We start from the raw sequence: 12,207 nt of genomic DNA on the forward strand, positions 1-12,207 counted from the left end.
ATCCAAGATCAAGAATGCGTCATGATGGCTCATGCTGCTGAGTTCAGTTGCCCGCATATTCGAAGTGCCATGCTTCGGCGTACGGATTCCTGCTTCCGTTGGCGCGGAATTCTTCCAGATTTTTCCGGTGAATCCAGTTGTATTTCTTGGAGTTGGCCTTCAGCCACTTGTAGTACTTGCCCTTGAATGAGTAGTTGAAGGTCTCAGGCACGTCGATGGCCAATCCCCAACCGTGGTTCGAGGTGCCCGGTTTGGCCGCGATGTAGTGGCCGAGCTCCTGATAGAGGAGCTTCTGCGTATCCAGGGTGCGGTAGGCCAGATCGATATCCAGGTTCTTCCCGAATTTCTTCTTGAAGGCGGCGTTCAACCTGCCCAGGTCTGCAGCGGCCGGGGCGGCGATCAGCGTTTTCTCCTTGTCCCAGTGCAGGGCCACCAGCATCGAGGAGGGCAGCTTCCCATTGGCTTGCTTCAGTACTGTGGCCCGGGTGGTCTTCGCGGAGTTGCTGGTCTTGGCATTGGTGCTGCGTTTCAGTGCCGAGGCTTTCATCCAGCCATCTGCCCCTTGGGTGCGCATGTAGTACCAGCCGGAGACCGGGCCGGCTTTCTTTTCCCACGCTTTGTCGCGATAGGCGATCGAGTTCTTCGGGATGTCGCCGATGCGCTTCTTGCCCTTGACCGAGGCGAACAGGTCTGCGCCGGAAGTTTTGGCGAAGTAGCGGTCCGTCAGGCCTGCGCGGTTGGTGGTGTACGGGCCGGCATCGATGGCGCAGCCCTTGGAGCAGGTCGTGACGTATGCGCCAGAGATCCACCCAGTCTTGCCCTGGGTGGATATCTTGTACCAGCCGTTGGCTGCTTTGGATGTCGCGTAGGCCGGCTGGCCCTTGCTGATCTTCCCGACGACACTGTGCCCGGTTCCCGCCCCCTTGCGGATATTCATCGTCGATTCCGGGGTGACCCAGAGCTTCACGCTTTTCACCCGCTTCGGCGTCTTGCCGGTGCCGGAGGTCTTGGTGACCTTGGCGTATTCATTGGAAATCCAACCGGTCTTCTTGTTGTACGTGACCTGGTACCAGCCGTTGGAAGCCTGGGACTTGACCGTGACCGTCTTGTTTTTCGGGATGGTTAGGATGACGCGGTGCTTGGTGCTGGAACCGGAGCGCATGTTCAGGTTGCTGGTGGTCTTGACCTGCACTACACGGTTGGCGGCAGGCACCTGCAGTGCTCCGGGGGCCGATAGCGACGCGGAAGGCTGGGCAGACGCAGCTTGCTGTGTAACCGGGTGCGGCTGCGCGGCGCCGGCCGGCACCAGGCCGCCCAAGGCCAGCGCACCGGCCAGCAGTGCGCTGGCAGTTGAAACGGCGAATCGTCGCGGAGAACTGAACTGTGTTTTCACGGCGGTGGAATCTTCCATTGGGCACGGATTGGATGGTGTCCTGCGCAAAGCCGTTCCCGATGCGAGCGAGATTGCCGATTCGACGCCTGACCTAGTTAATCATGCAACGTCCAGGCCAAATCCGGTACTTCGTCAGCGGGGTTTGCGATCGAAGAGCTGCGCACCGACGATGCCAGCGAGCACTCCCAACAGGTTGCCCGCGGCGCGTTCCCAAAGGACATCCGCATTGACGCTCGGGTCGGCGAGCTCAAGCATCAGCATGATCAGCGGAGTGAAAAAGCTCAGCGCCAGCCCGTAGTTTCGGGTCATGTAGCCCTCGGTGGGGAACATCAGCACGATGATCACCAGCCCCAGGGCCAGCTGGGGCAGCTGCAGATGGTAGATGCCCAGAAGCACCCCCAGTCCGGCCACGGTGCCGGTCACACGGTGCAGTCCCCTGCCCAGGCGGCCACGGGCGTTGCCCGCCGCCAGCGGCACCACCGAACCGGCCATGACCCATTGCAGGTGTTCCAGGTGCAGCCCGATGGCCAGGGCTCCTGCCAGCATCACCACGCTGGCGTAGCAGGCGGCGCGGCGCAGCGCTTCCGGCCAGCCGATCGGATCATGCCCGGGATATCCGCTTGCCGCAGCTCCAAACGTGGCGGTCTGTCCCACAGCAATGCAGAACAGTGCGGTGACCACGAACGCCGCCAAACCCGCCACGGACGGCGATTGCCCCACCGGGAGGCTGGCCAGCGCCCCGAAGGCGAACAGCGGGAAGAACGAGCCGCCGGGCTTGAGCCCGTAGCGGTCCGCGGCCAGCGAACTAGTGCAGGCCCAGAAAATGCCTCCGGCGAGCAGCGCCCATCCGTCAAGTCCCCACGGCGCGATGACGATGCCGGATATGCCGGCGCACAGCATCATGGTTCCGGCCAGGGCCTGGTCCTTGAGACGCTGCACCCGGTGCGGGCTGCGGCCGTACATTCCGACCACCGAACCGAAGACCGCGTAGACCATGAGGTCCACCCGCCCCAGCAACAGCAGTGCGGCGCCGGGAATCGCCAATCCGAAGCCGACACGCAGGGCGGGGCGGATCTCGGGGCTGTGGGACAGCACAAAACCCCGCCACGCCGCGGAGGCCAACGCCGGGGCCAGGCTTCCCGTTTTCGGGATTCTGGCCGGCTCGGCCGGCACATTCCGGAAATTCGCCATGATCGCTCCTTGCGGGTCGTCCAGCTTCCTGCAAAAAGGAGCGGTTCTACCACTTCAGAGTTGCATCAACACTTTGATCATGTCCAAGCATTATTTCTGATGTTTCAATCGGTCTAACTTATCAAGCCAAGTCAAGATCCTTTGTTACGGATGGATACAGGTCGCCCGTCGCAGAGAGCAATGCGCGTAACATGAGCGGCAGCGGCTGGTGCCCGGTCATCACCAAGCTGATTTGGCTGGTGATGCGGGGACCGGCAAGGGGCGTCTGGACAAGGCCCGGCAGCTCGCCCAGGGGTTCGAGCCACTGCTTCGGGACTACGCTCGCCCAGCGGCCGGTGGCCACCTGCGCCAGCAGCGTGATCATCGAATCGCACTCGATGCGCGGCTCGGCGCTGCGCCCGTGGCAAGCCAGCACCTCGTCCAGCAGCTGGCGGCCGCGCATGGAGGAATCCAGCAGGCACAACGGCAGCGAGAGCACCTCGTCCACGGCGGTTGGCTGCCCCTCGCCAGCGAACATCCCTGCCTTGGTGAGAAGCACGTGCTCCTCACGGTACAAGGGCAACGCGAGCAGTCCACCCAACTGCGCAGGATCCGCGTAGACCAGCCCCGCATCGAGTTCGTAGCCGCGGACCTGGGCAATGATGCCGGTGGAGCGCAGGCTGCTCTGGACATGGATCGCTGCTTTTGGATTGGCCCGGGCGAAGGCATCGGATAGCTGCGCGACCGTGGAGGACGCGGCGGGCACCACGCCCAGGCGCAGCGTGCCGGTCAGCCCGGATTGCAGCGCTGCCACCTCCTGGGCCAGCGCATCGCGGTCGGCCAGCAGGCGCTGGGCCCAGCGCAGCACCGTTTCGCCTTCCGCGGTCAGCCCCTGGAACGCGTGCCCGCGGCGCACCAGCGGCACCCCGAGCCCGGCTTCAAGCTTCCTGATGGATTCGGACAGCGCCGGCTGGGAAATGCGGCACTCCTGGGCGGCCCGCGCGAAATGCTGTTCCCGGGCCAGGGCAACGAAGTATTCCAACTGCCTAAACATCACCTGTCCATTGCACCACGCTCACCTCGGGTCGCGCGGTCGGGGCATGCAAAAAGCCGCGGCTGGAATGGACCAAGGTCCAGTCCAGCCGCGGCTCTGATACCGCTAGTTCCTATGAGTCGAGGTTCGTCCCTGGCTCGGGAACCGGCGCATCGGTCAGCGGCATTCCGCCGGTAGCAGGCACCGCAGCCGTATCCGGGTTCGCATCCACGTCCTCGGCCGGGCCGGCAAACTGGGACTGGTACAACCGGTAGTAGGCGCCCTTCGTTCCCAGCAGGTACTCGTGGTTGCCCTGCTCCACAATCCGTCCAGCCTCCATCACCAGGATGGTGTCGGCATCGCGGATCGTCGACAGACGGTGGGCAATCACGAAGCTGGTGCGGTCGCTGCGCAGCGCGGCCATGGCCTGCTGCACCAGCAGCTCGGTACGGGTATCGACCGAGCTGGTCGCTTCGTCCAGGATCAGCAGCGACGGGTTCGCCACGAACGCGCGGGCGATGGTGATCAGCTGCTTCTCGCCGGCCGACACGTTGGTGCCTTCCTCGTCGATGATGGTGTCGTAGCCATCGGGCAGGGCGCGCACGAAACGGTCCACGAAGGTCGCCTTGGCCGCCTCGATGACTTCCTCATCGGTCGCATCCAGCCGGCCGTAGCGGATGTTCTCCATGATGCTTCCGCCGAACAGCCACGCATCCTGCAGCACCATGCCCACCTTCGAGCGCAGGTCGGCGCGCGAGAGCTCGGTGATGTCGCGGTTATCGAGCATGATCTTGCCCGAGTTCAGCTCGTAGAAGCGCATCACCAGGTTCACCAGCGTGGTCTTGCCGGCGCCGGTCGGCCCGACAATGGCCACCGTGTGGCCAGGATCCGCATCGAAGGACAGGTTCTCGATCAGCGGCTTGTCTTCGCTGTAGGAGAAGGACACGTTCTCGAAGGAGACATGGCCATCGGTACGGGCAGGCAGCGTGTCCTGCGCGCGGTCCGGCTCCTGCTCTTCGGCATCCAGCAGCTCGAAGGTGCGCTCTGCCGAGGCCACGCCGGACTGCAGCATGTTGGCCACGCCGGCAATCTGGCCCAGCGGCTGGGTGAACTCGCGCGAGTACTGGATGAACGCGGTGGCATCGCCCAGGCTCATGGTGCCCGAGGCCACGCGCAAGCCGCCCACCACAGCGATGCCCACATAGGCCAGGTAGGAAACGAAGTTCATCACCGGCATGATCATGCCCGAGACGAACTGGGCGCCGAAGCTGGCTTTGTACAGCTCCTCGTTGCGTGCGGTGAAGCGCTCTACCATGTCCTCTTCACGGCCGAAGACCTTCATCAGCTCGTGGCCGGAGAAGGATTCCTCGATCTGGCCGTTGAGCGCACCGGTGTTCTTCCACTGCGCGGTGAACAGCTTCTGCGCCCGGGTGCCAATGACGCCCGCGGCGACTGCCGAGAGCGGCAGGGCCACCAGCGCAATCAGCGCCATCTGCCAGGAGACCACGAACATCATGATCACGATGCCCAGAACCGTCATGATCGAGGAGACCAGCTGGCTCAGCGCCTGCTGCAGCGCGTTCTGGATGTTGTCCACGTCGTTGGTCACGCGCGAGAGCAGGTCGCCGCGCTGGCGCGTGTCGAAGTAGTTCAGCGGCAGCTTGTTGATCTTGTCCTCGACGTCCTTGCGCAGGTTGTAGACCACGCGCATGACCAGCTTGTTCAGCAGCCAGCCCGAGGCCCAGGAGAAGAGCGAGGCGATGAAGTACATGGACAGCACAATCAGGATGTACTGCGAGAGCTGGGTGAAGTCGATGCCCTGCCCGGGGACGAAGTCCACCTTCGAGAGCATGTCGGCCTGGGTGTCCTGCCCGGAGTCGCGCAGCTGCGCAATGACCAGTTCCGCGGGCGTGCCCTCGGGGATGTTCTTGCCGATCAGCCCGGCAAAGATCACGTCCATGGCCTTGCCCAGGATCCGCGGGGCGATCACCGAGAGCACCACGTATACGGTGATCAGGCCGAAGACCAGCACCATGCCCAGCTTGTATGGGGACATCAGCCCGATCAGCCGCTTGGCCGATGGCCAGAAGTGCTGGGCCTTGCGCACCGGTGCGCCGCCGGACCAGTCGTCGGCTCCCGCCGCGGCTTCGAATTCATTGACGTCTGCGAGCTCGCTTTCGAGCTGCGCCGAATCGATATTCTTCTGCTTCTTCGCCACTTAGGCCACCTCCTCCACGCTCAGCTGGGATGCAACGATTTCCTGATAGGTTTCCGAGGTTTCGAGCAGCTGCTCGTGGGTTCCCCGGGCGACGATTTCGCCATGGTCCAGGACCAGGATCTGGTCTGCACCGGTAATCGTCGAGACGCGCTGGGCCACGATGATCACCGCGGCGTCCTTGGTCGGTTCGGCCAGGGCGGCACGCAGCTTGGCATCGGTGTTCACATCCAGCGCCGAGAATGAATCATCGAAGAGATAGGTGTTCGGCTTGGCGGCCAAGGCCCGTGCGATGCACAGGCGCTGGCGCTGTCCGCCGGAGACGTTGGTGCCACCCTGGGAGATCTTGGAGTCCAGCTGGCCCTCGCGTTCTGCCACGAACCCTTCGGCCTGGGCGACCCGCAACGCTTCCCACAGCTCGTCCTCGGTGGCCTCCTGGGCGCCGAAGCGCAGGTTGCTCGCGATGGTTCCGGAGAACAGGTAGGGCCGCTGCGGCACCGCGGAGATATTCCGTGAAATGGTGTCGCGGCCCAGGTCCTTCAGCGGCACCCCGCCGATGAGGATCTCCCCTTCGGTGGCGTCGTAGAGCCGCGGAATCAGGTTCAGCAAGGTGGTCTTGCCAGCACCGGTGGACCCGATGATGGCAGTGGTCTGCCCGGGCTTCGCGGTGAAGGAGATGTCCGAGAGCACCGGAGCCTCGGCCCCCGGGTATCCGAAGGTGACGTTCTTGAATTCCACGGTGCCCGGGGTGGGCAGCTCGATCTGCCTTTCGGCGGCGTCGAGCATGCTCGGCTCGCTGTCCAGCACCTCGGCAATGCGGTCGGCGGAAACCATGGCGCGCGGGACCATCATGGCCATGAAAGTGCCCATCATGACTGCCATGAGGATCTGCAGCAGGTACTGCAGGAACGCGGTCAACGCACCGACCTCCACGTCGCCGTTGTCCACGCGGTGACCACCGAACCAGAGCACGGCGGCGGTGGACAGGTGCAGGATCATGGTGATCGCCGGGAACATCAGCACGAACAGGTTGCCGACCTTCACGCCCAGGTCGGTCAGCTTCTGGTTGGCATCGGCATAGCGTTCGGTTTCATGCTCTTCGCGCACGAAGGCGCGCACCACGCGGATGCCGGTGATCTGCTCGCGCAGCACGCCGTTGATCCCGTCGATGCGGGTCTGCATGTCGCGGAACAACGGCATCAGCTTGATGACCAGCAGGCCGACGACAATGAGCACCAGCGGCACGGATACCCAGACGAGCCAGGACAGCCCCGGGTCTTCGCGGATCGCCATGATCACGCCGCCGATGGACATGATCGGCGCGGTGATCATGAAGTTCAGCGCCATCAGGGTGAGCATCTGGATCTGCTGCACGTCATTGGTGCCGCGGGTGATCAAGGTAGCGGCACCGAACTTGTTGACGTCCTGGGCGGAGAAGGTGGCGACCTTCTCGAAGACCGCCTGGCGGACATCGCGTCCGACGCTCATGGAGGTCTTGGCGCCGAAGTAGACGGCGGCGACGGCGGTGGCCACCTGGATCAGGGCCACCACCAGCATCAGTCCGCCGGTGCGCCAGATGTAGTCGATATCGGCATTGACCACGCCGACATCGATGATCTTGGCGTTCAGGCTGGGAAGGTAGAGCGTAGCCATGGTGGTGGCCAGCTGCAATATGACTACTGCGGCAATCCACCCGGCATAGGGTTTGGAGTGTTTCAAGATGAGCTTGAGAAGCATGTGGAAAATCCTCGCTGGCATCACGCTCTCCGGCATGCTGGGCCTTCGGATTAAGGGCAGCGTGATTGAAGAGCGATTGCCAGTCTAGCGCTCCGCTTGGACACTTAGTATCATCCTTCCGATTGATATTTGCCAACCAGTGATTAACGCCCGATTAACCTCAAGATTCCGGGGATGGTGGCGTTAATCATAGATTATGGAATTAACGCAAAGCGGCTTGGTTTCCGGCGGATTTTCATCCACCGGAAACCAAGCCCCAGTTACGCCTGCACGCTGCCGGGAACCTCGCTGGCGCAGTTCCCTCGGATGTACTTGGACAGGGCCACGGACGGGCGTTCGAAGCCCAGCAGCCGCGGGAATTCCGCCCAGGCTTCGGGCACCAGCTGCACAATGTGCTCAGGGCGCGTCCGCTCTTCCATGATGCTTCGGCCAGTGATCGGGTCCTTGCCGGTCACCCGCAGATATCTCTGGCCAGCCTGCGGGTTTTTGGCGGTGATCCCGAGCAGTTCCAGCCGTCGCCCAAGGAGTTCTTGGTCCCCGACATTTCTGCAGAGCCGGCGGGCATGGTCCAGCGCGGCTTTCAGCCCTGCGTTGACAGCCCAGTACAGTTCCGGGGTGAATCCGGCGGCAATCCAGCGGGCCACGTATTCGTGGATGTGGGGAAGATTCAGGCACAGCAGTCCACCTCGCTGCTTCTCGGCTTCGAAGGCCAGGAATCCCCCTGACTGGAGGGTGCTCGATCCTGCGTGGAAAGGATAGTCCAGCAGCACGCTGTGCCACTTCCGCTCGCCGTCGGTTCCTTGCGGATTCCCTGTTGTGTATTCATGATTGGCGCCCATGTCATCCTCGCGTTCCGTCCAGGCGGCGCAGCATCTTGAAGGATCAGCACCACCGATCGACTTGCCCGGGATGGCTTCCCGGACCGGCTCTTCCCCTGGGGCACCCCGCTCGATGAGGAGGGTTGCCACGCGGCTAGCCAGGTACTTAGCGCCGCGATTCTGTGAGCTTGGTTCGATAGTACTGGGCACCACCGACAGTTCGGCTTGGGCCGGTGCGCAGCACCGGCCCAGCAAGCGATTCGATCAGTTCCCGATTGGCGGCGGCGCCACCTCGTCGTGCTTGGTCTTCTCGCTGTCCTTCTGCTTTTCGGAAGGCACAGTCACGATGATCGACGCGATGGCGATGACCACCATCAGCACGTTGAACAACAGGCCGATGGCGCCACCGAAGCGCAACGCCACATTGTCCTGCCGGCCAATGAACAGGCCCCAGGACTGGATCAGTGCCGGATCCATGGCCTGTCCAGCCACATACAGGGCCGCGGAGATGGCCACGCCGATGGCGTTGCCCAGTGACGAGGCCATCTTGTAGATGCCGGACGCGGAACCCACCTCGCTGTCGGGGACATTGGACAGCGCCGCGTCGGTGGACGGCGTGGCATAGAAGCCCAGGCCGATGCCGAACAGCGTGAACCCGATCACGGAGAGCAAGATGTACTGGTCGATATACAGGAAAGTCATCGAGCACATCAGGATGCCCACACCGGTGATCATCGATCCCCAGAGCATCGGCTTCTTCGGCCCGAAGCGCTGCAGCAGCTTCTCACCCACGCGGATCGTGGCAAGGATGGCCACCAGATAGCCCAAGGTCAGCAGGCCGGACTGCAGCGAGGACATCCCGGCCGCCACCTGGACCAGGCCCAGCGAGACAATCAGCGTGCCTGCCGCGCCATTGAGCAGGAAGTTGGACAGCGTGGCGCCGGTGAAGGTGCCGTTGGAGAACAGCTTCAGGTTCACGAAGGGATTGCGGCTGCGCACCTCGATCTGCAAGAACAGCAGCCCGGTGACCACGAAGATCGCCACGAGCGCGATGCCTCCCAGGCTCAGCCAGCCGATATTCGGACCCTGGGAAATGTAGACGTTGATGGAGACCAGCATGACGATGAAGAAGATGAGGCCGGTGAAGTCGACGCGGCGCTCGGCTGCCGGATCCTGCTCGGCCTTGGATTCCGGGGTGCCCTTGAGCAGGAAGAGCGCCAGCACCGAGAGCACGATGGAGGTCCAGAAGATCGAACACCAGCCCAGGAAGCTGGTGGCCATCAGCCCGCCGAACAGTGCGCAGAACCCGGAACCGCCCCAGGAGCCGATGGACCAGTAGGACAGGGCCGCTGGCGGCCCTTCCCCTCGTAGTAGGTCTTCACCAAGGCCATGGTCGCAGGGATGATGCAGGCGGCGGACAGGCCCTGGACCACGCGGCCGCCCAGCAGCATGGCGCTGGTCAGCCCGCCCAGGTTCTCCGGGGTCAGGGCGATCAGCAGCGAGCCGGCGATGGAAAGCCAGATGCCCAGGTAAAGGATTTTCGCCCGGCCCAGCCGGTCGACCAGTCCGCCGGCGACCACGATGAAGATGCCGGAGAACAGCGAGTTGATGGACACCGCCAGATCGGCCAACGTTTCTTCGACGCCCAGCTGTCCGCGGATCCCGGGAATGACGTTCAGCAGGGTCTGGGCGAAAAGCCAGAAGTTGATGACTGCCAGGACGATGCCCAGCAGCCATTTGTCGGTGGGCTGCTAGGTAGTGGCGCCCGTGGTTGGTGCTGCGGACATCGTCTGCTCCCTACTCTTGTGCTCCGTTGTCCAGGTAGGCCAGTGCGGCCACCACCTGGGTGCTGGTTGCTGTTTGGAGGGTTGGGTGGATCACCGGTGCGAAGAACGGCGAGTGGTTGGCAGGGATATCGGAGGCGACGGTTCCCGCGGCCACCGCATCCTTGTATTTCTGCGGATCCACGCAGCCCACCGTCCAGTAGGCATAGGGAATGCCGAAGGCATCCGGAATGGTGCTGAAGTCCTCCGAGGCGGTGGCCGGGTCTGCATGGTAGACCTGTCCCTCGGGGAAATGGGCCTCGAAAGCCGCGGTGATCTTGGCGTTGGCCGTCTCGTCATTGCTGGTGAGCGGGAACTGGTCGTAGAACTCGAACTCCGGTTCCTTGGGCGAGCCGGCAGCCTGGCATTCGCCGCGCACAATCCGGTGGATGGAATCGATGACGCGCTGGCGGATGGCTGGCTCGTAGGTGCGGATATTCAGCAGCAGCTGAGCGCGGTCCGGGATGATGTTCGCGGTGGTGCCCGCGGTCAGCGACCCGACGGTGAGCACCGCGAAGTGCCCGGGCTGGGTTTCGCGGGAAACCACTGTCTGCAGCTTGAGCACAATGGAGGAGGCCAGCACCACAGGGTCCACCGAGTTGTGCGGCATCGAGCCATGGGCTCCGCGTCCATGCACAGTGATCCGAAGGCAATCCCCGGCAGAGAGAATCGGCCCGGCGGTGGTCCCGATCATTCCGGCTTCGGCAGGCATCACATGCTGCGCCAAGGCCACCTCGGGCGTGGGGATCTTGTCCACCAGCCCGTCTTCCACCATCGCCTTGGCGCCGGCAGCGGTTTCCTCGGCCGGCTGGAACAGGGCAATGTAGATGCCGGACCAGGCCTCCTTGTTCCTGGCGAGATACTTTGCCGCACCGAGCAGGGTGGCCATGTGCATATCGTGGCCGCAGGCGTGCATGGCGCCCGGAACCTCGGAGGAATACTCCAGCCCGGTGTCCTCGGTGACCGGCAGCGCGTCCATGTCGGCGCGAGCCAGGACTACCGGGCCCTCGCCATTGCGCAGGACGCCCACTATTCCGGTGCCGCCGATCAGCTGGACTTCATAGCCAAGATCTTCAAGTTCCTCGCAGATCCGCGCCGAGGTTTCATGCTCCTTCAGCCCCAGCTCGGGATTGCGGTGGAAATGCTTGTAGAGCTCTTCTTGCCATGACAGCTGTTCCTCGATCGAAGCGGTGATTTCCTGTGCAGTGCCCACTGGGTCCCCCTCTCTTCGCGCCGAGCTGCGGTTAGCCGACATGGCCCAGCTGGCTCCGGTGATTTCAATCTATCCCCCGGCTGGCCAAGCAGTCCAGCAACCGGTTGAATGCAATATTCGGCAACTTCGGCGAGCGCCCGCGCCGCTAGCGGTCCTGCTCGGTGCAGATGCAGAACCTGTTGCCCTGCCGATCCGTCGCCACGGTGAAGCTCGGAGCGTACTGGCTATCAAGTTCCGTGCCTTCGCTGCCCAGCGCTTCGAGTACCGGCTGGCTCTCCGAGAACGGGACCCAGACATCCAAATGCAGCCGGTTAGGGTTGGGGTCTTCTGTTTTCTGGAACCAGATGGCAGGCAAGCGGTGGTTCGGGTCAACTAGGCTGCCGTCCTCCTGCTGCTGGTATCCCAGGCCGGCAGCCCACTGCGCGGCGACCTGCTGCGGGTCGGCTGTATCGATGCCGATTTCCAACGTGCGGATCAATTCCGGGCGGGAAGTGGCGCCAAGTGCCCGGGCCTGTTCGGAGATCCTGCGTGCCAGGGCGATATCCCGGGTGGTCACCCGCCCTCCGGCGTCATGGGAAGTAGTGGTGACGAAGACGCGGTTGTAGCGCCAGTCCACGTCCGGGTGGTGGTTGTCCATTTCGGCGGCTCCGGCGATATCACTGAAGAGCTCGATGGCGGATGCCGCTGTTTTGGTCTGGAAAACGGCGGCTATGCCGCCGGGGATTTCCCGCCAATGCGGCAGGTCCTCCAGATAGTCGCTGATCTGCTGGTCACTGAGAATGTCGTTGCTGCCCATGCGTATCTC

10 protein-coding genes and 1 riboswitch are annotated in these 12,207 nt (G+C 63.3%); all 10 genes read right to left on the reverse strand.

The window, feature by feature from the left end; translation table 11 throughout:
- Positions 1-43: 43 nt before the first annotated feature.
- Entirely contained in the window at positions 44-1,393 is a 1,350-nt protein-coding gene (locus tag BKX98_RS08860; protein WP_158024676.1) for an SH3 domain-containing protein, read from the reverse strand.
- A gap of 132 nt (positions 1,394-1,525) precedes the next feature.
- The gene (locus tag BKX98_RS08865) at positions 1,526-2,584 is read right to left on the reverse strand and encodes an FUSC family protein (RefSeq protein ID WP_083586715.1); all 1,059 of its coding nucleotides are present in this window, start codon (positions 2,582-2,584) and stop codon (positions 1,526-1,528) included.
- A 121-nt stretch (positions 2,585-2,705) separates the two neighbouring features.
- A complete protein-coding gene (locus BKX98_RS08870; RefSeq protein WP_083586716.1) occupies positions 2,706-3,617 on the reverse strand; it encodes a LysR family transcriptional regulator in 912 nt (303 codons plus the stop codon).
- A 112-nt stretch (positions 3,618-3,729) separates the two neighbouring features.
- Positions 3,730-5,814 carry an ABC transporter ATP-binding protein gene (locus tag BKX98_RS08875; RefSeq protein WP_073706949.1) on the reverse strand — a complete coding sequence of 695 codons (2,085 nt, stop codon included), beginning with the start codon at positions 5,812-5,814 and terminating at the stop codon, positions 3,730-3,732.
- On the reverse strand, positions 5,815-7,548 hold the full coding sequence (locus BKX98_RS08880) for an ABC transporter ATP-binding protein (protein WP_073706950.1): 1,734 nt from the start codon (positions 7,546-7,548) through the stop codon (positions 5,815-5,817).
- Positions 7,549-7,808: 260 nt separating this feature from the next.
- Positions 7,809-8,387, reverse strand: coding sequence for a hypothetical protein (locus BKX98_RS16825; RefSeq protein WP_143181077.1), 579 nt, complete (start codon positions 8,385-8,387; stop codon positions 7,809-7,811).
- 54 nt (positions 8,388-8,441) lie between these two features.
- Positions 8,442-8,554, reverse strand: a riboswitch (SAM riboswitch).
- A 76-nt stretch (positions 8,555-8,630) separates the two neighbouring features.
- Positions 8,631-9,647, reverse strand: a complete 1,017-nt coding sequence (locus BKX98_RS08885; protein WP_233125318.1) for an MFS transporter — start codon at positions 9,645-9,647, stop codon at positions 8,631-8,633.
- Positions 9,647-10,099 (reverse strand): MFS transporter, encoded by a 453-nt coding sequence (locus BKX98_RS17240; RefSeq protein ID WP_369826779.1) that lies wholly within the window; start codon positions 10,097-10,099, stop codon positions 9,647-9,649. Before BKX98_RS17240 ends, BKX98_RS08885 begins: the two co-directional genes overlap by 1 nt.
- Before the next feature lie 64 nt (positions 10,100-10,163).
- On the reverse strand, positions 10,164-11,402 hold the full coding sequence (locus BKX98_RS08890) for an amidohydrolase (RefSeq protein WP_233125319.1): 1,239 nt from the start codon (positions 11,400-11,402) through the stop codon (positions 10,164-10,166).
- A 145-nt stretch (positions 11,403-11,547) separates the two neighbouring features.
- The gene (locus tag BKX98_RS08895) at positions 11,548-12,198 is read right to left on the reverse strand and encodes a 4a-hydroxytetrahydrobiopterin dehydratase (RefSeq protein ID WP_073706952.1); all 651 of its coding nucleotides are present in this window, start codon (positions 12,196-12,198) and stop codon (positions 11,548-11,550) included.
- Between the last annotated feature and the right edge of the window lie 9 nt (positions 12,199-12,207).

Origin of the sequence: Glutamicibacter sp. 0426, assembly GCF_001906485.1 — a bacterium.
Classification (GTDB): Bacteria; Actinomycetota; Actinomycetes; order Actinomycetales; family Micrococcaceae; genus Glutamicibacter; species Glutamicibacter nicotianae.

Coding starts and splice junctions, on each gene's coding strand:
- BKX98_RS08865 (WP_083586715.1), bottom strand. CDS start 2,584: ATGGCGAATTTCCGGAATGTGCCGGCCGAGCCGGCCAGAATCCCGAAA.
- BKX98_RS08870 (WP_083586716.1), bottom strand. CDS start 3,617: ATGTTTAGGCAGTTGGAATACTTCGTTGCCCTGGCCCGGGAACAGCAT.
- BKX98_RS08880 (WP_073706950.1), bottom strand. CDS start 7,548: ATGCTTCTCAAGCTCATCTTGAAACACTCCAAACCCTATGCCGGGTGG.
- BKX98_RS16825 (WP_143181077.1), bottom strand. CDS start 8,387: ATGGGCGCCAATCATGAATACACAACAGGGAATCCGCAAGGAACCGAC.
- BKX98_RS08885 (WP_233125318.1), bottom strand. CDS start 9,647: ATGGCCACCAGCTTCCTGGGCTGGTGTTCGATCTTCTGGACCTCCATC.
- BKX98_RS08895 (WP_073706952.1), bottom strand. CDS start 12,198: ATGGGCAGCAACGACATTCTCAGTGACCAGCAGATCAGCGACTATCTG.